Source organism: Oxalicibacterium faecigallinarum (genome assembly GCF_014635705.1).
GTDB lineage: Bacteria > Pseudomonadota > Gammaproteobacteria > Burkholderiales > Burkholderiaceae_D > Oxalicibacterium > Oxalicibacterium faecigallinarum.
Map to the genome: position 1 here is coordinate 1,166,948 of NZ_BMDI01000001.1, position 22,013 is coordinate 1,188,960.

Here is a 22,013-nt window from a genome sequence, read left to right on the forward strand (position 1 = left end):
ACCTTTTCATCGCGGCTCCACCTGCCACCAGGTCGACAAGACATAAGGATTGGCCTGGTAATACAAGGGCGGCGTTTGCGGAATACCGAAGCGATTGCGATAGGCAATGCGGTGAATGGAAGAATACCAATGCGGCACCACGATATAACTGTTGAGCAGTACCCGATCCAGCGCGCGCGCCGCGGCATCGAGCTGTGCACGTGTTTCTGCCTTGACCAGTTCGGCTACCAGGCGGTCAACCGCCGGATCTTTCAAGCCCCAGAAGTTACTGGATCCTTTTTGATCCGCTGCCTTGGAACCGAAGATATCGAACAGTTCATTGCCCGGCGTACTCGCATCAGGGAAACGCAAACTCATCATGTCGAAATCGAAATCGTCCATGCGCTGCTGCAGGGCATAGTCCGTTGAACGCTGCGTGACGCGTATGCCGAGTTTCTGCAAGTTGCGCACATACACGCTGATAATGCGCGACATGGAAGACTGGTCATCCATGATCTCAAAGGCAAATGGCACACCTTTCTCGTTACGCAGGGCACCATCGCGATACGTCCAGCCTGCCTCACGGAACAACTCCACTGCTTTCAGCAGATTGGAACGCAAGGAATGCGGTGGTTCGGTCGTGGGCGGAATCGGTGCCGGACCGAATACAGCAGGCGACAACTTGTCACGCATCGGCTCGAGCAGTTTCAACTCGCCTTCCGACGGCATGCCAGTCGCCGCCATTGGACTGTTGTTGAAAAAGGAATAGATGCGCGTATAGGAATTGAAGAACAACTGCCGGTTCATCCATTCGTAATCCAGCGCCAGTCCCAGCGCTTGCCGCACGCGCGGGTCCTTGAACTGGTCACGACGCAGATTCATGATGAAACCCTGCATGCCATCGCTATTGGAATGCTTGAGCTCGGCCTTGATAATGTCGCCGTTTTCAAACTTGCGTCCGGTATAACCACGCACCCAGTTCTTGGCGCTATATTCCACCGACACATCGAACTCGCCTGCCTTGAAGGCCTCAAGACGTGCGACATCATCCTTGTAAAAGCGATAGTTGATGCGATTGAAATTGAACATGCCCTTGCGGACTGGCAGGTCCTTGCCCCAGTAATCCGGATTCAGACGATAACTGATCGTACGACCGGTATCGTAACGATCAATCAGATAAGGGCCACTGACAATCGGTGGCGTCAACTGAATCTTGTCGAAATCCGTGCCCTTGGCCCACTTCGGCGAAAAGACGGGAATGGATCCCACCAGCAAGGGCAGCGAACGATTGTTGTTTGCAAACTCAAAACGCACGACCCGCTCGCTGACTACCACGGCACGTTTGATGTCGGCGAAAATCGACTTGAACTGGGGCGCGCCCTTGCTCATCAGTGTGTCGAAGGAATACTTGACGTCGGCAGCGAGCACGGGATCGCCGTTGTTGAAACGCGCCTTCGGATTCAGGCGGAATGTCATCGACATGCGATCCGGCGCCACTTCCATATCGTCTGCCAGCAAGCCATACATCGTGGCCGTTTCATCCGCAGATGAGGTTGCAAGCGATTCGAACATCAGATCGGACACGCCAGCCGCCGCAACCCCTTTCAGTGAGAACGGATTGAACTTGTCAAAACTGGTGCGGCGATCCGGATTGGCCAGAAACAGGTCCCCGCCCTTGGGCGCGTCCGGATTCACATAATCGAAATGGGAAAATCCGGCCGGATATTTGGGTGTGTCGTAAAGGGAAAAAGCATGCGCTGCCATGGCATGACCAGCCTGCGACAGCAGAGCGGCGAACATCAGGGAACAGAGGGACTTGACCATTCGCGGTGGGATGCGCTTTCTTTGATGTAAGAGGACAAACCGAGCGTCACCTATTCTACATGGCGAAGCCATAACGTTGCTGGATGAGCAAGAAGCGTGCACGGCAATTTGCGCCAAAAGTTGCTGTCAGGGCGGGCAACGCCTACAATCCTGCCCATTCCACAATCTTTCGCACGAACTTTCGGAGTCGTTCATGGCATTCCTGCAAGGCAAAAAAATTCTCATCACTGGTGTGTTGTCCAATCGCTCCATCGCTTACGGCATCGCTGCCGCCTGCAAACGCGAAGGTGCCGAACTCGCCTTTACCTATGTTGGTGAACGCTTCAAGGACCGCATCACGGAATTTGCAGCCGAGCTGGGCAGCAATCTGGTTTTCGAATGCGATGTCGCCGAAGACGAACAGATCACGGCCTTGTTTGCCAACCTCGGCAAGGTTTGGCCGACGTTTGACGGTTTCGTTCACTCGATCGGTTTTGCGCCTCGCGAAGCCATCGCCGGCGATTTCCTCGAAGGGTTGTCGCGTGAAGGTTTCCGCGTGGCGCACGATATCTCGGCTTACAGCTTCCCGGCGATGGCCAAGGCTGCGGCACCGATGCTGAATCAAGGTTCTTCCCTGCTTACCTTGAGCTACCTGGGCTCGATTCGCGCCCTGCCGAACTACAACACCATGGGTCTGGCCAAGGCATCGCTGGAAGCCAGCGTGCGCTACACGGCAGAATCACTGGGACCAAAAGGTGTACGCGTCAACGGCATCTCGGCAGGCCCGATCAAAACCCTGGCTGCATCCGGCATCAAGGACTTCGGCAAAATCCTCAACTTCGTCAAGGATCATGCCCCGCTGCGCCGTAACGTCACCATTGAAGATGTCGGCAATGCCGCCGCCTTCCTGCTGTCCGACCTGTCCGGTGGCATCACGGGTGAAATTACCTACGTTGATGGTGGCTTCTCGCACGTTGTGGGTGGCATGGGCGGCGAATAAGTCGTCCCTCCCAGACAAAAAACGGCGGCCGTGAGCCGCCGTTCTTTATGCTGCCTTGCCTTGTCGGGCGCTCAGCAACTGATCGAAGCACGATGTATTTCGGCACATCGCAACGGTGCCATCACGCCACCTCCCTCGACAGCGAGGCTGTCCTGTAATACAATGCGTGCTGTTCGTTGCTTGCAGCAGTCGCTGGGCAACTGACCTTTGCAGCATCGCGAACCGTTAGCATTAACGATAAAGCCCTCCCGCCTCTCAGGTGTTGAATTTTCATACACCGTCCCGGCGCAAAGCTTTTGTGCCGAAATCACTCAGATTTGTCTTAGCTGTTTCGTTGGTTGGCGTTGCATTTTTTGCGCTTCATACAGACTTTCCGGTTTCACCGGATGCTGTCTGTCGCGCTGACATATACGAAAGACAAGAATGACATTTGAATCACTAGGCCTGCACGCATCCATCATCAAGGCACTGACCGAATCCGGCTATACCGCCCCAACGCCTGTTCAGGCGCAGGCCGTACCTGCCGGTATCGCCGGCCGCGACATGATGGTGTCGTCGCAGACCGGTTCGGGCAAAACCGCAGCCTTCATGCTGCCAGCCCTGCACAAATTTGCAGTGCAGGCAGATGCCCAGCCAGTTGGGGGCCGCACACCCAATCAGGAAATGCAGTCAGCACGCTCGCGCGGCGAGCGCCCGCGTTTCCGTGCAGCACAGCCCAAAATGCTGGTGTTGACGCCAACCCGTGAACTGGCGCTGCAAGTCACGACTTCGACCGACAAATACGGCGCATTCATGCGTCGCGTAAAAGCCGTGTCGATCCTCGGCGGCATGCCTTATCCAAAACAGATGCAACTGCTGTCCCGCAATCCGGAAATCCTCGTTGCAACACCAGGCCGTTTGATCGATCACATGGAATCGGGCAAGATCGATTTCTCGCAATTGCAGATTCTGGTTCTCGACGAAGCCGATCGCATGCTGGACATGGGCTTTATCGACGATATCGAGAAGATCGTTGCCAACACGCCGGAAACCCGTCAGACCATGCTGTTCTCGGCAACGCTCGACGGCGTCGTCGGCAACATGGCCAAGCGCATTACCAAAGATCCGCTGATCATCCAGATCGCTGGTTCGGCAAGCAAGCACGAAAACATTACCCAGCACGTCCACTTCGTCGACGATCTGTCGCACAAGAATCGCATGCTCGATCACATTTTGCGTGATGAAACCATGGATCAGGCAGTGATCTTTACCGCAACCAAACGTGATGCAGACACCATTGCTGATCGTCTGAACATCGCCGGTTTCGCTGCTGCTGCATTGCATGGCGACATGCATCAAGGTGCACGTAACCGCACGCTCGATGGTCTGCGCCGTGGTCAGATTCGCGTACTCGTTGCCACCGACGTTGCCGCACGCGGCATCGACGTACCGGGCATCACGCACGTGGTCAACTACGATCTGCCCAAGTTTGCTGAGGACTACGTACACCGTATCGGTCGTACCGGTCGTGCCGGCCGCAAAGGCATCGCCGTGTCGCTGGTCAATCATGCCGAAAACATGAACGTCAAACGCATCGAACGCTTCATCAAGCAATTGATTCCAGTCAGCGTGATCGAAGGTCTGGAACCGAAACGTACGGCAGCACCACGTTCGAACAAACCAAACGGCTGGCGTCCAGGTGACAACCGCAATGGTGCCAAGCCAGGCCAACGTACTTTCAGCAAACCAGGCAATGGCCCGCGTCGCGAGGGTTCCGGCTTCAACAAAGGCCCGCGCACGGGTGGTGATGCAGGTACGCAGCGTCGCTCGTTTGGCGAGCGTTGATCTGACGACAAAACAGATGCAGTAACAAAAACGGGCCTTACGGCCCGTTTTTCATTTGGTATGCCAACTCCGTAACAGTTGTAAGCAAATCTGTAAAAACCGGTGCAAATGGCATGGCTTTTCTATACTGCAGACAGCACATCAACGGAGCACATCATGAAATCAAGAACATTTACTTTCCTGCTCACCGCTTTGCTGATCGGCACCGCTGCTGTCACCCCTCTTCAGGCCAGCGCGCAAGTCAACGTGAACATCAATATCGGTGCTGAACCCCCGCCACCACGTTATGAGCGTGTTCCGCCGCCCCGCAAGGGTTATGTCTGGGCGCCTGGCTACTGGAACTGGAATGGTCATCGCCACGTCTGGACGTCCGGTCATTGGGAACGCGTGCGAGCCGGTTACGTGTATCAGAACGCAAACTGGTATCAGGATGGTCGTGGCTGGCACTTGAACAAGGGCCACTGGAAAAAAGACAAGCACGCCAAGCACCACAGAGACCATCGCAATGATCGTCATGGTCACGGCAAGGGATATCACTGCCCACCGGGACAAGCCAAAAAAGGACATTGCTAAGGACTGAACAACGCGGCCGAACGATTCAGGACATGCGTTCGGCCAGATAATCGACAAATGTCCTGACCTTGGCAGATAGATGCTTGCGGCTCGGGTAAAGCGCGTAGATGCCCAGTTCCGGGCCGCCAAAATCAGTCATCAGCTCGATCAGACGTCCGCTCTTGACGTCATCGCCCACGATGAAATATGGTTGCCAGATGATGCCGGCACCATCGAGCGCCGCCAGCCGCAGCATGTCGCCGTTATTGGCGCGCACCGGACCGTCGATCAGTACCGAGACCTGCCTCCGCTGCTTGCCGAATGTCCACTCGTCCCCGCCACTTGCATAGATGTAATTAAGACATGCATGATCTGCCAGATCCGCTGGCTGCACTGGCGTACCCCGTGCAGCAAGATAGGCAGGTGCAGCGCAGCAGACGATACGATCAACGGCGAGTCTACGCGCAATCAATCCCGACTCGGGCAAGCTGCCAACGCGAATCGCAAGATCGAATCCTTCCTCAATCAAATCCACGCGCCGGTCGGCCAGGGCAATGTCGAGCTTGACCTCGGGATAGCGCCGCATGTACTCACTCATCAGGGGTGCAATGCAGATTGTGCCGAATGACACCGGCATCGCAACCTTCAGAGTTCCGCGTGGAATCGCCGTCATTTGTCCGGCTGCCTGCTCCGCCTCATTCACGTCCGCCAGTATCTGTACACAGCGCTCGTAATATGCCGTGCCGGACTCCGTCAGACTCAATCGCCGCGTCGTGCGATTGAGCAAGCGCGTGCCCAGATGATCTTCAAGAATACCAACGTACTTCGAGGCGATCGCCTTGGAAATATCCAGTCGCGCCCCTGCTGCAGTGAAGCTCTCGCTTTCGACCACGGCAACAAAGGTCTTCATGCAGGTCAGAATATCCATTATCAACAATATAGAGACAATGTTTATCAATATATCGTATTTATCAATAATTTAAAGACGACTATAGTGCAATCGTCAGTGTAGCCGTGCTAATGGAGAAAGCATGACCTTTGTTGTTACCGAGCCCTGCATTCAATGCAAGTACACCGATTGTGTCGCCGTCTGTCCGATGGACTGCTTTATGGAAGGACCGAATTTTCTGGTGATCAATCCGGATGAGTGCATCGATTGCTCGGTCTGCGTTGCCGAATGCCCGGTCGGTGCGATCGTAGGCGACCGGGAAATAAAACCCGAGCAGGCGCACTATCTGGAATTGAACCGCACATTGTCCAAGCACCCTGACTGGCGCCGCATCACTGTTCGCAAAGAACCACTTGCGGATCATGAACGCTGGGCAACCGTCACTGACAAGCTGTCGTTACTTGAAAAATAAGGAAAGACCATGAGCGCACATAACTATCGCATCACCCTTGAATACCTTGGCGGCAAACATGCCGCACCAGAGACCTATGCACCACTGCAGTTTGAAGCCGGCAATCACGACGACCTGTTCAGCATCCTGCGACGTGTACAGTCATCCGGCCTTGCCGATGCAGATGAAGCAGCAGCGCTGGCGCTTGGTATGAAATTGTTTGGTGAAGTCATGCTCAAGCACCGCAAGGATCCATTATTTGCCGCCTTGCAGTCGAATTTTGTCGAATTTATCAATGCGTTCAAGCAGCGCATCCGTGACACCTCCGAAGGCAAGGCCCCTGCCTTGCAATAAGTATTCTCAACGCCATCTTGATTGTGACCAGTCATCAGGAGTCAACATGAAAAACAGTACACTGCCCACTCTCTTCATTCCGCATGGCGGCGGCCCCTGCTTTTTCATGGACTGGCCGGGCGATCCACGCATGTGGGATCGCATGGCAGACTATCTGCGCACCACTGGCGAGCAATTGCGCCCGAAAGCCATTCTGATTATTTCTGGTCACTGGGAAGCAGATGCCTTTACGGTTGGTGCAAACCCGCAACCACCCCTGATCTATGACTACTACGGTTTTCCTGAACACACCTATGCACTGCGTTACGACGCGCCGGGATCACCGGCTTTGGCCCAACGCGTACACGATCTCTTGCGTGACGCCGGCTTGCCTGCTGCCATCGACAACGAGCGCGGCTGGGATCATGGTGTCTTCATTCCACTCAAAGTCATGTATCCGGACGCGGCCATTCCTGTCGTGCAGTTGTCGATGAAAAAAGGACTTGATCCTGCAGAGCACCTGCGCGCCGGCACGGCATTGCAAACCTTGCGTGATGAAGGCGTGCTGATTATCGGAAGCGGCATGAGTTTTCACAATATGCGAGGCTTCAGCCCGGCATTTCGTGACGCATCGGAACAATTCGACGACTGGCTGGCAGACATGGCCAAGCGCGACGAAGACGAACGCAACGCCCTGTTACAGGATTGGCAAAGCGCGCCGCATGCACGGCAGGTGCAGCCCCATCCAGATCATTTGCTGCCGTTGATGGTCGCAGCAGGCGCCGCTGGCACCGACACCGGCAGCCGCGTCTTTCAGGATACGGTCATGAATGTGGTGGTCTCGGCCCTCGCCTTTGGTGCAACAGGTAAAATCGAAACCGAATCGGATGAAGCGACCGAAAATGCCACAAATCAACCTGCCTGATGCTGCGGGAAGCCGCCCACGGCTTGACATTCGTGGCGGCGAGGCCTAAAGTAGCCTGTATGTCCAAGGCATCCATCACTATCTGCATTCCAGCGAACGCTGCAGCATCTCTGCTAGCAGCCCTACCGCTATCGCTACGACTAATCTGATCGTAGCGTTCTGTTGTACCTACCGGTTTCCACTTGCCGGTTTCGTTTCCCCAAATCTGGTCACACCCAAGGCTGTACCCGAAAACATGCATACCAAGGCCCTTTCTGTCACGTACATTGCCGGCAACATGATTGCCCGAATCCTTGCACGCACACGCGCCCTGCTACTGCTACCGATCGGTGATCCGGCCTCGCGCACCGTGGCAGCCGGATCGCCCTTCGCCACAGCCTCGATTTATTGAATACAGCGACTTAAGCAGAATACTTAGCAAGGAAGAACATCATGATGTTGAAGAATCCATCCACCAAATATCAGGCATTCCCGGTCATCAATCTCCCTGACCGCACATGGCCAAACAAGACGATCACCACGCCACCGATCTGGATGAGCACTGATCTGCGCGACGGCAATCAGGCCCTGATCGATCCGATGGATTCGGCCAAGAAACTGCGTTTCTTCGAAATGCTGGTGAAAATCGGCGTCAAGGAAATCGAAATCGCGTTCCCCTCCGCATCACAGACCGACTTTGACTTCTGCCGCAAGCTGATCGACGAAAAGCGCATTCCTGACGATGTGACCGTCGAAGTATTGACGCAGGCACGTGAAGATCTGATCCGCCGCACGGTGGATTCCGTCACCGGTGCACGTCGCGCGATCGTTCACATGTACAACGCCACCGCACCTTCCTTCCGCAAGATCATGTTCAACATGACCAAGGAAGAAGTGAAGGAACTGGCCGTCAAGGGTACCAAGCTGATCAAGGAACTGACCGACGCGCGTCCGGAGACCGAGTGGGTCTATCAATACTCACCGGAAGCCTTCAGCATGACCGAGCTGGATTTTGCCAAGGAAGTCTGCGATGCCGTCTCCGAAGCGTGGGGCGCGACGCCGGAACGCAAGATGATTCTGAATCTGCCAGGCACGGTTGAAGTCAGCACGCCAAATGTCTACGCCGATCAGGTCGAATGGATGCATCGCAATATCCAGCGCCGCGATTCCATCATCATCAGCCTGCATCCGCACAACGACCGTGGTTGTGCCGTTGCTGCTGCTGAACTCGGCGTCATGGCCGGTGCTGATCGCGTCGAAGGCTGCCTGTTCGGCAACGGCGAACGTACTGGCAATGTCGATCTCGTCACCCTGGCACTGAACCTCTACACGCAAGGTATCGATCCGCGCCTCGATTTCTCCGACATCGATGCGATTCGCCAGACCGTCGAGGAATGCAACCAGATTCCCGTGCATCCGCGTCATCCCTACGCCGGCGACCTGGTATTCACGGCTTTTTCCGGCTCGCACCAGGATGCCATCAAGAAAGGCTTCACCAAGCAGCAGAAGGACGCAATCTGGGAAGTGCCGTACCTGCCAGTCGATCCGGCCGATCTCGGTCGTAGCTACGATGCCGTCATTCGCGTCAACAGCCAGTCCGGCAAAGGCGGCATGGCGTATCTGCTCGAACAGGAATTCGGTCTCGTCTTGCCACGTCGCTTGCAAATCGAATTCAGCCGCGTTGTGCAGCGTGTGACGGATGAAACCGGCAAGGAAGTGGTTGCAGGCGACATCCACACCATCTTCAAGAACGAATACGTGGATGCGGTTACACCATACCGTTATGTCAGCCATCACATGCAGGACGATGGTGGCGACATCACGATCAAGGTCGATCTGCAAAAAGATGGCAAGCCGCTGACGGTGACCGGCAAAGGTAACGGTCCGATCGATGCCTTCGTCGATGCGCTGGGCCTGGATGTCAAGATCATGGACTTCCATGAACACGCCATCGGTTCAGGCGCCGATGCTAACGCTGCGAGCTATATCGAGTTGCGCGTCAATGGCGGTCAGACGCACTTCGGTGTCGGCATCGACAGCAACATCATGACGGCATCGTTCCGTGCGGTCTTGAGTGCAGTCAATCGCGATAGTGCATTGAGCGTCAAGGCTGCCTAAACTGGCCAAGCCAAACGCAAAAAGCCGCTGATTCCGCGGCTTTTTTCTTGCCCATGAAGACATCAATGGCTATCGTCCGTTACACTGATTTGCCTCAAAAGGAGTGTTCTCATGCCCGCTCATGAAAAAATCAATTACGTCGAATATCCTTCCCGCGATCTGAGTACCACCAAGAAATTTTTTACGCAGGCATTCGGCTGGAAATTTGAAGACTATGGTCCTGAATATGCGGCATTTTCAGGAGAAGGTCTGGATGGCGGTTTTTACAAGGCTGATCTGGCTGCCAGCACCACAAATGGCAGCGCACTGATCGTCTTTTACAGTGCGGCATTTGAAGACACATTGGCGAAAGTCACTGCAGCTGGTGGCAGCATCATCAAGCCGATTTTCGATTTTCCCGGCGGTCGTCGTTTTCACTTCACCGAACCAAGCGGCAACGAATTTGCCGTGTGGGGTGATCCTATCAAGTAGGATTCGCAAGCACCTCATTATTTAGCACCAATCACCTTTCACTTTTACGCATCTCAACTTTTGTCATGAAACGAATCATTCCCTTACTGTTTTTCACTTTGCTTCTCGGTGCCTGCGTTACGACATCTGGCAACTATGTAGTGACCTCTGCCGCAGCAGATGGCACGGAACTCAAGGTCAGGATGTATGCGCAAGGCAGCGCCATTTATAGCGTCAGGAATGCGATTTGCGCCCACAATCCCAAAGCGACCGTGCTCATCCACGACGCCAAGACGGGAGAAGAACTGAAAAGTGAAAGCCCGTACAAATGTAAATGACGAACGCATCACATTAAAAAAGCCGCTGGTCCCAGCGGCTTTTTTATTTCACACAGAACGATTACGACTTGTACTTGACGTTGCAACCATACGGACGCGTCACTGGCTGCCTGACGTCTTCGCCTTTCACAATCGCCTCCAGTGCTGTCTTGAAGTATGGGTCTGCCTTGGCAACGTCTTCCACTTTGGTCGATGCAATGCTGTCGATGCCACCGGCATAACGCAGCACACCTTTTGCATCGATCACGTACATATGCGGCGTAGTGCGCGCATCGTAGGCTTTACCGATCGTTCCTTGTGGATCGAGTAGCACGGCAGTTGGCACGGCTTTACGGCTCGCCGTCAATTCATCGGCCTTGGCACCTTCTACATGGCCCTGCTCGCCTGGCGCGGAAGAAATCACGCTCAACCAGACCACGCCGGCATCAGACGCCTGCTTTTGCAGATTCTGCATATTGGACGAGTTGTAATGCTTTTTCACATATGGACAATCATGGTTGGTCCATTCGAGCACAACGGTCTTGCCTTTGAAGTCGCTGAGCTTGTGCTCTTTGCCTTTGCTATCAACCGCCGTAAAGGCAGGCGCTGCCTGACCCACTGCAGGTGCAGCAAATGCTGGCGATGTACCAAACATCATGCTGCCGCCAATCAGCGCTGCAGTCAGTGCAGTGGTGCGCAACATGGCGCGACGGGAAAAACGAGTCATGAAATTCCTCCTGTTGAACGACGTGGTTAAAAATGAAGCGAAGTAAAAAACCGTCAGCGGCGATACCTGACCATTACTGCCTGAAGGTATCCGTCACGATCGCCTGAGTCAGAACAGGCGGCAGGACCACAGGTTCCTTGCCAGCCGGATAAAATGCATAAAACGGCAAACCATCACGTTGAAACGATTGCAAGAATGTTGTGATGGCTGGGTCACGATTGGTCCAATCGCCTTTCATGTAGACAACATCATGCTCTTGCATGGCTTGCTGTACGGCAGTCGTCGACAAGGTCGTGCGCTCATTGACCAGACAGGTAATACACCACGCCGCTGTCATGTTCACAAAAACCGGTTTGCCCTCTGCGCGCAAGGCAGCGAGACGCTCCGCACTGTATGGCTCCGCATTGGGGGAAGTCTGTTGCCTTGCGGTCACTTCAGAAGGACCTGTGTAGTGCAGCGCTGCGGCCAGACCAATCAGCCCCGCCAATCCCAGTAATGCCAGACCACGTGGCACCCAGACACGTTTGACGCCATGCTGGCTCAAGCCCGCCAACCACGCGACCAAACCGACCAGCACAGCACCTGCAAGCACCATACGCAGACCTGACTCGCCAGCTTGTTGGGTCAATACCCACACCAGCCATGCCGCTGTTGCATACATCGGAAATGCCATCGCCTGACGCAGACGCACCATCCATGCACCCGGTCGCGGCAAACGCTGCGCAATCGCTGGAAAAATGCCGAGCAACAGGAAAGGCAGTGCAAGACCAATCCCCATCATGGCAAACACGACGAGACTGTAGAACGCCGGCGCTGCCAACGCCGAACCAATTGCCGCGCCCATGAACGGTGCCGTACATGGTGTCGCCACGACCACTGCCAGCAAGCCTGTGAAAAAACTACCGGCATGCCCTTTGCGATCGGCCAAACTCTGCCCGGCACCAGCCAGTGAACTACCGACTTCAAACACGCCAGAGAGATTCAAACCAATTGCCAGCATCAGCCAGCACATCGCAGCCACAAACAACGGCGACTGAAACTGAAATCCCCAACCAACCGCCATACCGCCTGCCCGCACTGCCAGCAGGGCCAGGGCAAGTGCCATGAAGGCAGCCAATACTCCCAGTGTGTAAAACACACCGGACAGACGCACCTCGCGATGATCGCTGCCTGACATGCTCGCTACTGCTGTCGCCTTGATCGCCAGCACGGGGAATACACAAGGCATCAGATTCAGGATTAGTCCGCCGATCAGAGCGAACAAAGCCATCTGCCACAAGGCAAGCGTGTTCGCCATACCCGACGTGCCTATGGCAGAACCACTTGCTGGTTGTACTTCGAGCGCAAACCAACGCTTTTCACCACCACCATCCGTTACTGCCAACAGGCCGGACGAGGGCTCGGATGAAAAACTCTGCCCCTTTACCAGTGACAAGGTCAGTCGCCCTTCTTCAACCTGCAAGGTTTGGTCAGCGACATGATCAAGCACACCCCAAGTTTCCGGGAAATACAGCGCGGATTGCACTGTCTGTGCTGAGATGCCCTCACCTTCTACCAGCAACTTCAGACGCGACTCGCCATCGGTTGTCAGCAAAGCTTTCCATGGTGCGGTTTGAGGCTGGCGTACATCTGCCGTCTTGAATGCTGCGAGGATTGATTCATCCGCTGCTCGCGCGTTTGCCTCTACCGGCAGATCGAGTCTGAACTTGCCATCTTCCGGAATGCATTCCTTCTCGCACACAACCCAGTCTGCATAGGCTTCGATACGCAAACGCGTTCCCGGCTGTGCCGTCTGCGGTACCGTCAATGTCATCGGGAAAACGATTTCATCTTCATAACCGTAGCTGGCAACCGGCCCGATCAGAAACCGATCCGGCCCGGGCCAGGCAATATCACTAACGGTCACGCCTTCCGGCAAGGTGAACTCGATATTCGGGGGCGATCCTGCGTCACCCGGATTCTTCCAGTAGGTGTGCCAGTGGGGTGCGAGTCGCTGACGCAAGCCGATACGCACTTGCTGTCCCGGCGTGACAGCAGCACTCTCGCTGACCAGTGAGACCGTCGCACGCGGACTCTGGCGGACATTGCTCTCCACAGCCGATGCAGATACGGGAAGCAATATCGTCAACAAGAGAATTGCCGTCAGATCACGCCAGAAAGCTCGCAGGAAAAGAAGAGAAGAATGGTTCATGAGGTTCGTACACAATTCACGTTCACCTGCATTCGTTCCAGCGAACACAACTAAACAGTCAAATGGAATAACGGAAATTCAATACCGCTGGTCGACTGGCGGATGACACGACCATGGCAGAAACCAGACGCGTACGAGGACATTGCACGCTGTGCTACCACTCGCAACTGGACTGAAACCAAGCTGATTGCATGTGAAACGACTATTTCGTCAGAGCATCACCCATGCCTTGAGTTCCGTCGTGACGGCAATTATTGTGCATCAATGTACCGAAGTTCATTCCGGCCAGGCATGTCACGTGGATCGCACTCAGTTTATTCGTGAATCGGCTGCAACAATGAGTTGCGTTATTTTGATTTCGCATTACGCATCAGACCATTCACGAACTGCGCCATAAGCGACACGCGTCTACGCTACGCCAGCAAGTCGAAAAAGGGTTGAAGGTGAGTGGCACGTATATGGATTTTCGATCATTTCTGTAGGGAAAAGCGGCATGTCCAATGACTACCTGTGCCAACACTCCAAGCCAAATCTGTCCGCCCAAAGCTCGTCTAATAATAGAAGTTTAGGTAATAATGCTCCTACCCGCTCCTTCTCATGCCCTCTATGCGCCGGCTTGCCCTCATTTCCATCACTGTGCTGGTTACTGCCTGCACGACCTTTGCCACAGCACAGTACGACAATCGCTACGGCGCGCCGGATCCGACGCGACACGATCAACCTAAGGCTCCCCCAACAAACCTGTCGTATCAACAGGTGATTCGCCCCATTCTCAATCAACGTTGCGTGGTCTGTCATGCCTGCTATGACGCTCCCTGCCAGTTCAAGACGACCAGTTGGGAAGGACTCGCACGTGGTGGCAGCAAGACCTTGGTTTACGATCCGGCACGACTGACCGCAGCAACACCTTCGCGTTTGTACATCGACGCGGACAAGGCATCGGAGTGGCGTGGCAAGGGATTCTTCCCCATGCTGAACGAACAGGAAGATACGCCTGAAGCAAATCGCTCAGCCGGCCTGATGTATCGCATGCTGAAACTCAAGCAGGATCATGCATGGCTACAAGGTGATGCCGCACATGCAAAATTGGATATTTCGCCGACGCGTGCCAACATGTGCCCTGCCGGCGTCGAGATGGATGCGTATGAACAAAACGTGCCACTGGGTGGAATGCCATTTGCACTGCCCGCAGTCTCTGATGAAGAGTACCGTCTATTGACACGCTGGCTGGAAATGGGTGCGCCTTATGAGGGTCTGGCACCTCTACCCGCAGCGGTATCGACTGAAGTGGAAAACTGGGAGCGCTTTTTAAACGGCGACTCCAACAAGGAACGTCTGTTTGCGCGCTACGCCTACGAGCATTTGTTCCTCGCGCATCTGTATTTCGATAGCGATACCCAACGCAATTATTTCAAACTGACACGCTCCTCGACACCGCCAGGCCAACCGATTCGCGAGATCGCAAGCGCACGCCCCGTTGATGATCCGAAAGTTGAGCGTGTGTATTACCGATTAACACGCGAGCGTGAAGAGATCGTTTCCAAGACGCATATGCCTTATCGTCTGGATGCACAGCGTATGGCGCGCTGGCGCGCGTTGTTCCTGACACCACGGTACGATGTCCCGACCTTGCCAGGCTACAGCGAACAAACTGCGGCGAATCCTTTCGACACGTTCTCCGCCTTGCCAGTCGGGGCGCGTTACCGCTTCATGCTGGATGAGGCGGAGTTCACGATCATGGGTTTCATCAAAGGACCTGTCTGCCGCGGCCAATTAGCGCTGAATGTGATTCAGGATCAGTTTTGGGTAACTTTTCTCGCGCCATCAGACGACTACGACCGCAAGGTCGATTCCTTACTCCGTCAAAGCAGTGAGCTGGCTGCCTTGCCGACAGGCAGTCATAACAGCAGCATTCTGTTGCCATGGCTGCGTTATGGCCGGCTCCAAAATGAATATCTGGCAGCACGCAACGAACTGCTGCGTGAAGTCATCAAGAAACCGTCTGACCTCGATCTTGATTTGCTGTGGGATGGCGATGGCCGCAACGACAATGCCGCCTTGACCATTTTCCGTCACTTCGATGGTGCCAGTGTCGTCAAGGGATTTGTCGGCGACACACCCAAAACAGCATGGGTGATCGGCTATCCTCTGCTGGAACGAATTCACTATCTGCTGGTTGCCAACTACGATGTGTATGGCAATCTCGGCCATCAGTTCAACTCGCGCCTGTACATGGATTACCTGCGTGCCGAGGGCGAATCCAACTTCATCATGCTGCTGCCGAAAAAGGACCGCATTGCCGTGCGCGACGACTGGTATCGCGACGATGGCAATCCAGTACGTGAACAAGTCTATGGCGGCCCCAACACCACGCTGGATATGGAAAGCGGCGTGCGCTACAGCAGCAATGATTCCAAACGTGAATTGCTGGAACAGATGCGCAAACGCCTCGCACGTGTGATCAACACGGATCTGGACTGGAAAAAGAATACGCCAACTTTACTACATGCCGGACTGGGAAAGCTAGCCACGGCTACCGGCACCTCACTGCAATGGATGCCAGAAAGTGCCCTGCTTGTGGTCGATATGCCTGATGGAAAAACCCGCACCTTCTCGCTGATCCGTAATACCGCACATGCCAGCGTGTCCCATCTGCTGGGAGAAAAACAGGCATTGGTTCCCGAAGAAGACACCTTGACGCTGACACCCGGCATCATCACCAGTTATCCCAACGCCTTATACCGTGCGAAGGCATCTGAACTTCGTTTAATGGCAGATGACTTGCGGAAACTGCATTCGGAAAAGGACTACGCTGCTTTTACCCAGCGCTGGGCGATGCGACGCGACAATCCACAGTTCTGGGCCTTCAGTGATGCCTTGCATGAACGCTTTCGCAAAGAGCAGCCGAAAGAGGCGGGAATACTGGACTATAACCGGTTGGAATATCGTTGACGATTATCGGGCCGATGTCTGCAAGATTGGCCAATGTGGCTTGTATTGCGACCCGAAAAGAAAATCAATCTTTGCATAAAAACCGGCCCATTATGCTGTTTTCTACGTACAACCCTCGCGATAAATACTCATCGAGACGCTTGCGATCCGGGCTACGGAGTTTGATCAGGGAGGGCAAGGTGCCGCCGGTAATACGTGAAAACATCAGGCGAATCTTTAATGGTGTACGGTCCCAGTTCCCCAAAACGTGTAGCAGAAAGGGGCCCTCTTCCGCCTTACCAAGACAAAGTCGGTAACGCCGCCCTTTTCGCAAGACCACTTGCATTGCCAAGTGAATGCTTAGGTATTCAGGCATGTCAATGTTTTGCCTGACCTTGTTGTAGATACCTGCCTTTTGCAGATGTTCAATGTACGCGAGTCCGGTACGTGTCACGACCTCACAAGAAAACTCTTCTCGTACATCACGAATAAACGGGCTACCCGCAGGTGCCGCCATGAACCAACTCTCCACGACCGGGCATGCTGCATCCGTAGAATATGCATCGATGTAATAGCCAACAAATTCTGACTGAGAATGAATCTGTCTGTCCAAAATCCAGTCAAGAGACTCCGTTAATATGGTGCTGGCATCGAGCCAGACCCCACCGTACCGATACAGCAACTCCAGCCTTATCCAGTCCGACCTTTTTGCAACCGGAATATCACGCAACTGACCCGCAATATCAGGTAGATATTCTGGAAGGCTTTTGTCGTCAATTATGCGGATGCTGAAGCCAGGATTGAAGCGGCGCCAGTTTGCAAAACATCTTTGAATCAGTAGCGGAGGTTCACTTCCGTTCCAGTATGCCCAGATAATTGGCGGGATCGGCTGAAACTCACCAAACGCTTGTGCCTGACCTATATCGTATGAAACAAAATGTTGTGAAGGCATGACCTCCAGCGACCTTGACTTGATCTCATAAAAACGATGCAAGCACGCAGCGATCCAAAGTTCACCACGCGTTTTCAGAGTTAGTGCTGCCATTATTCATTCTCACTTTTGTAACCAAACCAGCGTCGAAACTTTACAAAGCTGGCCCACCACCCTTTGAACACATATTCTTTCTTCAGCTCCGCAGCGGACAAAGGAGACGCCGCATTAAAATCGGCACGAAAGGTCGCTGCAAGCGACTGTGTCTCCTCAAGCGTCATAATCTGACTGCACTGTGCCGCCATATAACGCATGGCTCCCGTTAAATTACGTGCACACTGATGCGCCAATGCAAACCGCAGTGCGGCATTATTCGCCCACTGTTTTGTCTGAAGCGTGGGCCACAAGGGTAAAAGCGCAGAAGACTGATCACGGACTTTCTGCATATTCATATCACCGAGAATACTGGTCGCCCGCTGACGATAGGCAACCCAGGGATGAGGCATATAGAAAAAACTGTCCGCCTTGGAAGCCATGGTCAACATGGCCAACATGTCTTCGAAATACCGTCCTTCCGGGAAACGTACATCAGGCGTCCATAGCTTGCGCCGAGAGATTTTGGACCATGGATGCAATTGACCTGTCCGCAACATACCAGCTAACAGGGCCGCAGGATCCCGCAAAATCATACGTTGTTGGCCCGAAAAAGTATGCTTGTGCCGCTCCCCACGCATCCAGTGCTTGAATTTTGGATTTTCCCGATAGACCGCAAAATCACACAAAACCAAGTCGGGCGAATAGGCATCTACCGTGGCACGTAACTCCGCAACAGCATTGGGTAGCAGCTTGTCGTCCGAGTCAAGAAACCACAAGTATTCACCGCGCGCAACCTCAATCATGGCGTTGCGTGCCGCACTTGGCCCGCTGTTTGTCGCTTGCTGCAAAAGCAGTAAGCGATTCGGCCAGCGTTGCGCCAGTAATTGCATTAACTCAAACGAACCGTCGGTTGAACAGTCATCCAGCAGGATAACCTCGACTGCTTCATCCACTTGGCTCATGACTGAAACGACGCAGTCTTCCAGATAAAGTTTTACGTTATGGACCGGGATTAATATACTCAGCCAAGGAGAAGTCCTTTCGGATGCAGCAACGACACTATTGTGATGAGCAATCATTCGATCACCGTCCTAGGCGGATGCGACGCGAGTAAATGAGCAAACAACGTTTCGTAATCAAACACCATACGCTCCATACTGTAGTGAGCAAATGCATCGTTCCGGGCATTTTCGGCTAGGCTCGAGGAGAACGTGACGTCTTCCAGCAGTCGCTCTAACGCCTCTGCCATTGCATGGGCATTTTCATGTTCAACGAGTAGGCCATTTAGTTCATGCTCAATGACCTCCTGTACGCCAACCACCTTGCTTCCCACGACTGCGCATCCCGCTGCCATGCCTTCAATCAGAGACAGCGGCATCCCTTCATAATGCGTTGAAAGCACACAGATCTGGTTCTGTTTGAGCAAAGCCGGTATGTCATTGCAATAACCCAGGAAGTTCACCTGATCCTGCAAGCCGAGAGTCCTGCTTAACTGTTGCGCAGCCTGCTGATAGCGTTTCTTGCCGCCACCGGCAAATTGCACGACAGGTCGATGACCTTTTTCCTTCAGAAGTTGCAATGCGTGAAGAAGGGTTGCGTGATCTTTCTGGCGAGCGAAACGCGCCGCCATCACAATACCGGGAGTTCGATTTTTTATTGGAGCAGGTTGGTCAAAGTAAGGCTCCAACCGGATACCGTTGGGAATAGCCATCGTCTTCCGTGCGGGAAACCCCAGCTCCAGCAAACTGGTACGAACCCCCTCGGAGCATCCAACAATTGCGTCGGTGTGCTTGCTGAGCCACATTGACTGCGCCAATCGCCAATACGTGTATCGCTCCCTTGAATTGTGTTCGACATGAATCAAATGAGGGACCGAAGCCAACAAGCCTGCACATCGGCCCCAGATGTGATCACTAAAGCCGTGGGCCACGACGATATCGGGGCGAAAAACCCGGCAGATTTTCACTAACTGCCATATGGTTGCAAGGTGCGACCATCCAGCGACGACCTCAACATCCAGCCCTCGCTGACGCAACGCCTCCACACGCGGCTTATTCGTATTGCGTTTTCTACGCAGTACCAATTTGGCCTGAAAATTTCCTGACATCTGATGTGCGGCAACCAAATCAACAGCTACCTGCGTGGCGCCCGAAAACCCCCCCGTTACAAAGTGCAACACACGGGGCGGACGATTTGACGATGTCGCCCCAGTCACATTTTTCCCGACGTAGATAAATGGCTGTTGTCGTCTACAACGACTTCTTGTGCATTCAAACCCGCCAATATAGACCACAGAATAATGACCGGAAACACAAAGAATATGATGCCGCTATTCATCACAAAGAACTGTACCGACTGACCAAACATGACATACATTAATACCAACGTAATGCCGCAAAGTCGCACCGAAAATTCACTTTTCCACAAGAACGGATTGTTTTCCAGTGCTTTCATGCGACGTGCCGTTGGCCAAAAAAGTACAAAAATATAGATGTAAGCAAAGGCTTGCACAAACATGCCGACCAAACCTGTTTTTACCCAGAGATCGATAAACTCGTGATGAATGAAATTGAACTCCCTGATTGACGGATCATAGCGTCCAGCATCAACACGGTTGTGCATCTCATCCAGATACCCGCGCATACCCCAGCCTAAAAGCGGCTTTTCTTTAATCATCTCCACCGCAGAACGATACTGTTCAAATCTGATACCTAACGACGTATTTGCTTGCGAAGCATCAAAATATCCACTGACTTCCTGCTGCATGAGCTTCCAACGATCGGACAACATATTAGTATTGGCAATCATCAGGACTAAACTTGCCAATATCAAAATTGCGCAAAATTTCTTGAAAACGGGCCGCCGATAGCGAAAAACAAAAAAAACCAACACTGGTATTACGGCAAGCAATGCAATCCAACCACCGCGAGAAGCCGACAATAGAGAGGCCTCGATCCCAAGCAAAATGCTGACAATCGCCCAGCAGCGATGCAAGCCAGACATCGATTTCCAAAATATACAAACCTGTATAGCAAGCATAGTGGCCATGAGTAATGCAATATTGCCCCATTGAATGGCATTACTGTAACCCTCAGCCCGATAGCGCCCGAGGCCGTACACCTGCCATATACCCATCAATCCTGCGCCAATACATCCGACAAATAATCCCCAATAAAACGCTTCTCTTTTTGGAGGGAAAGCCATTAGATACATCAAGCAAAACATGCCAGCGATATATTTTGCGGGTCTATCCCAGCGTCGTATCCCAGATTCAAACGCCGACAACTCATACCAAAGAATTGCAAGAGTCAGAAAAATTAATGCAATGACAATAGTCTGACTGGATTGACGACAAGACCACCATCGATGGAGAAAAAACAGCGAAGTGAGTAACAAAACGGCTGCGCCATAGGAATAACCGGATTTAAGCCATAATGCTGTCGCAGGGAGGAGGAAGACTGCAAAAGAAGAGATGTTTCTCAGCCTATGAACTTCTATTTTTCTCATATGATTCAAAATTAATTCGGATCGTACGCCAGTGCCCCGGCTTTTTCCCATGCATTCATGTCCGGCATGGGAATGACACAGGCCGCGATCATACTACTTTGGCCAAGCTTCACAAAATTTAGAAACGACGCGTTTTAGCAGGAGGGATGACTACTTTCCCATGCAAACTGCCAACGCGTCACTCCACGGCGGTAGATCAGAAAATGTGCGTATAAATTTCTCGCAGGTCAGCATGGAATTGGGGGGCCGGGAATTGGGGGCCGGCGGGCCGGCAAGGGATACTCTGCCATCTTGATGGATGGATCTGCGGCTTTTTAACCACTCATCCTGCGCAATAATTGCCTAAGCAAAGTTATACCAATTTGTGTGTCCCTGCGCTCTCAGATGGCAAATACTGAAATGCTTGAGTCAGGCTTCGTTGCCCAGCGCCAACGTTCGCAATCTGCGCACGACTGATTCGGTCGCCAGCAATGGTGCATGACTAGGTCGGCGCACTGATCTGATCGGAAACGATGTGCAGTTCATCGCGCTCGCACGCAAGGCGTTTAATCGTAAACAGAAAATTCCGTCCGTGCAATCCATACACCCAGCTCGTACGCAGGATCAGACGGGGAATCCCTTGCGGATTGCACGGCTTGCTCACCAGCCAGTTTGCTGCGGCCGAAGACGCTTTGCGGATGGGAAGGGTCTTGTTTGGTATAAGCACCTTGCTTCGTCCCATCGAAGACGTAATCGGTCGAGTAATGGATCATCACCGCACCAAGTTTCTTGGCTTTCTCAGCCATGACCGCAGGGGGTTCGCGTTGATGCGCGTCGCCGGATTCGCTCTCTGCCCGATCGACTGCCGTGTAGGTAGCCGAGTTAAAGATCAACTGCGGTTTTACCGAGCGAATGACATCGCCAATCTGCGTGGGATTTTGCAAATCCACTTGTGTGCGATCGGCCAGATCCAACTCGCCCAGCCCCTCAAAGCACACGCGCCGCTCTTGACCAACCTAGCCACTACTACC

21 protein-coding genes are annotated in these 22,013 nt (G+C 53.5%); 11 read left to right on the forward strand and 10 right to left on the reverse strand.

Translation table 11 applies throughout. The features are described 5' to 3' along the window. Window positions 1-6: 6 nt before the first annotated feature. Entirely contained in the window at window positions 7-1,803 is a 1,797-nt protein-coding gene (locus IEV29_RS05675; protein ID WP_188380259.1) for an extracellular solute-binding protein, read from the reverse strand. Between the two features lie 193 nt (window positions 1,804-1,996). On the opposite strand from IEV29_RS05675, the gene fabI reads away from it, so the two are divergent. From fabI to IEV29_RS05690, 3 genes are all read left to right on the forward strand, one after another. Beyond that, window positions 1,997-2,782, forward strand: a complete 786-nt coding sequence (fabI, locus tag IEV29_RS05680; protein WP_188380260.1) for an enoyl-ACP reductase FabI — start codon at window positions 1,997-1,999, stop codon at window positions 2,780-2,782. 423 nt (window positions 2,783-3,205) lie between these two features. Then, entirely contained in the window at window positions 3,206-4,606 is a 1,401-nt protein-coding gene (locus IEV29_RS05685; protein ID WP_188380261.1) for a DEAD/DEAH box helicase, read from the forward strand. Between the two features lie 156 nt (window positions 4,607-4,762). Then, window positions 4,763-5,179 (forward strand): YXWGXW repeat-containing protein, encoded by a 417-nt coding sequence (locus IEV29_RS05690; RefSeq protein WP_188380262.1) that lies wholly within the window; start codon window positions 4,763-4,765, stop codon window positions 5,177-5,179. A 25-nt stretch (window positions 5,180-5,204) separates the two neighbouring features. On the opposite strand, the gene IEV29_RS05695 is transcribed toward IEV29_RS05690, so the two are convergent. Beyond that, window positions 5,205-6,068 (reverse strand): LysR family transcriptional regulator, encoded by an 864-nt coding sequence (locus tag IEV29_RS05695; RefSeq protein ID WP_188380263.1) that lies wholly within the window; start codon window positions 6,066-6,068, stop codon window positions 5,205-5,207. Between the two features lie 121 nt (window positions 6,069-6,189). Here IEV29_RS05695 and fdxA point away from each other — a divergent pair, with 121 nt between their 5' ends. The 7 genes from fdxA to IEV29_RS05730 all read left to right on the forward strand — a co-directional run bounded on the left by fdxA (window position 6,190) and on the right by IEV29_RS05730 (window position 10,641). Continuing rightward, entirely contained in the window at window positions 6,190-6,519 is a 330-nt protein-coding gene (gene fdxA, locus IEV29_RS05700; protein ID WP_188380264.1) for a ferredoxin FdxA, read from the forward strand. A gap of 9 nt (window positions 6,520-6,528) precedes the next feature. Next, complete coding sequence (locus IEV29_RS05705; protein WP_188380265.1) at window positions 6,529-6,852, forward strand: DUF3861 domain-containing protein; 324 nt, start codon at window positions 6,529-6,531, stop codon at window positions 6,850-6,852. 46 nt (window positions 6,853-6,898) lie between these two features. Beyond that, window positions 6,899-7,756: a DODA-type extradiol aromatic ring-opening family dioxygenase gene (locus tag IEV29_RS05710; protein WP_188380266.1), complete on the forward strand. Its 858-nt coding sequence runs from the start codon at window positions 6,899-6,901 to the stop codon at window positions 7,754-7,756. Window positions 7,757-7,991: 235 nt separating this feature from the next. Further along, entirely contained in the window at window positions 7,992-8,147 is a 156-nt protein-coding gene (locus tag IEV29_RS05715; protein ID WP_188380267.1) for a hypothetical protein, read from the forward strand. Window positions 8,148-8,188: 41 nt separating this feature from the next. Then, window positions 8,189-9,853 carry a 2-isopropylmalate synthase gene (gene leuA, locus IEV29_RS05720; protein WP_188380268.1) on the forward strand — a complete coding sequence of 555 codons (1,665 nt, stop codon included), beginning with the start codon at window positions 8,189-8,191 and terminating at the stop codon, window positions 9,851-9,853. A 111-nt stretch (window positions 9,854-9,964) separates the two neighbouring features. Continuing rightward, window positions 9,965-10,324: a VOC family protein gene (locus IEV29_RS05725; RefSeq protein WP_188380269.1), complete on the forward strand. Its 360-nt coding sequence runs from the start codon at window positions 9,965-9,967 to the stop codon at window positions 10,322-10,324. A gap of 65 nt (window positions 10,325-10,389) precedes the next feature. Further along, entirely contained in the window at window positions 10,390-10,641 is a 252-nt protein-coding gene (locus tag IEV29_RS05730) for a hypothetical protein (protein WP_188380270.1), read from the forward strand. A 61-nt stretch (window positions 10,642-10,702) separates the two neighbouring features. Here the strand turns inward: IEV29_RS05730 and IEV29_RS05735 are convergent, their stop codons facing one another. Together IEV29_RS05735 and IEV29_RS05740 are read right to left on the reverse strand one after the other, a co-directional pair. After that, window positions 10,703-11,347 (reverse strand): redoxin domain-containing protein, encoded by a 645-nt coding sequence (locus IEV29_RS05735; protein ID WP_188380271.1) that lies wholly within the window; start codon window positions 11,345-11,347, stop codon window positions 10,703-10,705. A gap of 73 nt (window positions 11,348-11,420) precedes the next feature. Beyond that, window positions 11,421-13,538 (reverse strand): protein-disulfide reductase DsbD family protein, encoded by a 2,118-nt coding sequence (locus IEV29_RS05740; RefSeq protein ID WP_188380272.1) that lies wholly within the window; start codon window positions 13,536-13,538, stop codon window positions 11,421-11,423. A 597-nt stretch (window positions 13,539-14,135) separates the two neighbouring features. Between IEV29_RS05740 and IEV29_RS05745 the strand changes: the two genes are divergently transcribed. Beyond that, complete coding sequence (locus IEV29_RS05745) at window positions 14,136-16,490, forward strand: fatty acid cis/trans isomerase (protein WP_229726247.1); 2,355 nt, start codon at window positions 14,136-14,138, stop codon at window positions 16,488-16,490. A gap of 64 nt (window positions 16,491-16,554) precedes the next feature. Here IEV29_RS05745 and IEV29_RS05750 read toward each other — a convergent pair whose 3' ends face one another. The 6 genes from IEV29_RS05750 to IEV29_RS16140 form a co-directional block, all read right to left on the reverse strand. Continuing rightward, on the reverse strand, window positions 16,555-17,514 hold the full coding sequence (locus IEV29_RS05750; protein ID WP_188380273.1) for a glycosyltransferase family 32 protein: 960 nt from the start codon (window positions 17,512-17,514) through the stop codon (window positions 16,555-16,557). Continuing rightward, the gene (locus IEV29_RS05755; protein ID WP_188380274.1) at window positions 17,514-18,575 is read right to left on the reverse strand and encodes a glycosyltransferase family 2 protein; all 1,062 of its coding nucleotides are present in this window, start codon (window positions 18,573-18,575) and stop codon (window positions 17,514-17,516) included. Before IEV29_RS05755 ends, IEV29_RS05750 begins: the two co-directional genes overlap by 1 nt. Further along, window positions 18,572-19,711 (reverse strand): glycosyltransferase, encoded by a 1,140-nt coding sequence (locus IEV29_RS05760; protein ID WP_188380275.1) that lies wholly within the window; start codon window positions 19,709-19,711, stop codon window positions 18,572-18,574. Before IEV29_RS05760 ends, IEV29_RS05755 begins: the two co-directional genes overlap by 4 nt. Next, complete coding sequence (locus IEV29_RS05765) at window positions 19,708-21,054, reverse strand: O-antigen ligase family protein (protein ID WP_188380276.1); 1,347 nt, start codon at window positions 21,052-21,054, stop codon at window positions 19,708-19,710. Before IEV29_RS05765 ends, IEV29_RS05760 begins: the two co-directional genes overlap by 4 nt. A gap of 430 nt (window positions 21,055-21,484) precedes the next feature. Next, on the reverse strand, window positions 21,485-21,589 hold the full coding sequence (locus tag IEV29_RS16255) for a sugar nucleotide-binding protein (protein WP_268234291.1): 105 nt from the start codon (window positions 21,587-21,589) through the stop codon (window positions 21,485-21,487). Further along, window positions 21,549-21,980 (reverse strand): SDR family oxidoreductase, encoded by a 432-nt coding sequence (locus tag IEV29_RS16140; protein ID WP_268234292.1) that lies wholly within the window; start codon window positions 21,978-21,980, stop codon window positions 21,549-21,551. The genes IEV29_RS16255 and IEV29_RS16140 overlap by 41 nt, the downstream gene beginning before the upstream one ends. Between the last annotated feature and the right edge of the window lie 33 nt (window positions 21,981-22,013).

Excerpts from the sequence above, each read along its gene's own strand:
- IEV29_RS05675 (WP_188380259.1), bottom strand. The coding sequence starts at position 1,803 with ATGGTCAAGTCCCTCTGTTCCCTGATGTTCGCCGCTCTGCTGTCGCAG.
- fabI (WP_188380260.1), top strand. The coding sequence starts at position 1,997 with ATGGCATTCCTGCAAGGCAAAAAAATTCTCATCACTGGTGTGTTGTCC.
- IEV29_RS05685 (WP_188380261.1), top strand. The coding sequence starts at position 3,206 with ATGACATTTGAATCACTAGGCCTGCACGCATCCATCATCAAGGCACTG.
- IEV29_RS05690 (WP_188380262.1), top strand. The coding sequence starts at position 4,763 with ATGAAATCAAGAACATTTACTTTCCTGCTCACCGCTTTGCTGATCGGC.
- IEV29_RS05695 (WP_188380263.1), bottom strand. The coding sequence starts at position 6,068 with ATGAAGACCTTTGTTGCCGTGGTCGAAAGCGAGAGCTTCACTGCAGCA.
- fdxA (WP_188380264.1), top strand. The coding sequence starts at position 6,190 with ATGACCTTTGTTGTTACCGAGCCCTGCATTCAATGCAAGTACACCGAT.
- IEV29_RS05705 (WP_188380265.1), top strand. The coding sequence starts at position 6,529 with ATGAGCGCACATAACTATCGCATCACCCTTGAATACCTTGGCGGCAAA.
- IEV29_RS05710 (WP_188380266.1), top strand. The coding sequence starts at position 6,899 with ATGAAAAACAGTACACTGCCCACTCTCTTCATTCCGCATGGCGGCGGC.
- IEV29_RS05715 (WP_188380267.1), top strand. The coding sequence starts at position 7,992 with ATGCATACCAAGGCCCTTTCTGTCACGTACATTGCCGGCAACATGATT.
- leuA (WP_188380268.1), top strand. The coding sequence starts at position 8,189 with ATGATGTTGAAGAATCCATCCACCAAATATCAGGCATTCCCGGTCATC.
- IEV29_RS05725 (WP_188380269.1), top strand. The coding sequence starts at position 9,965 with ATGCCCGCTCATGAAAAAATCAATTACGTCGAATATCCTTCCCGCGAT.
- IEV29_RS05730 (WP_188380270.1), top strand. The coding sequence starts at position 10,390 with ATGAAACGAATCATTCCCTTACTGTTTTTCACTTTGCTTCTCGGTGCC.
- IEV29_RS05735 (WP_188380271.1), bottom strand. The coding sequence starts at position 11,347 with ATGACTCGTTTTTCCCGTCGCGCCATGTTGCGCACCACTGCACTGACT.
- IEV29_RS05740 (WP_188380272.1), bottom strand. The coding sequence starts at position 13,538 with ATGAACCATTCTTCTCTTCTTTTCCTGCGAGCTTTCTGGCGTGATCTG.
- IEV29_RS05745 (WP_229726247.1), top strand. The coding sequence starts at position 14,136 with ATGCCCTCTATGCGCCGGCTTGCCCTCATTTCCATCACTGTGCTGGTT.
- IEV29_RS05750 (WP_188380273.1), bottom strand. The coding sequence starts at position 17,514 with ATGGCAGCACTAACTCTGAAAACGCGTGGTGAACTTTGGATCGCTGCG.
- IEV29_RS05755 (WP_188380274.1), bottom strand. The coding sequence starts at position 18,575 with ATGATTGCTCATCACAATAGTGTCGTTGCTGCATCCGAAAGGACTTCT.
- IEV29_RS05765 (WP_188380276.1), bottom strand. The coding sequence starts at position 21,054 with ATGGGAAAAAGCCGGGGCACTGGCGTACGATCCGAATTAATTTTGAAT.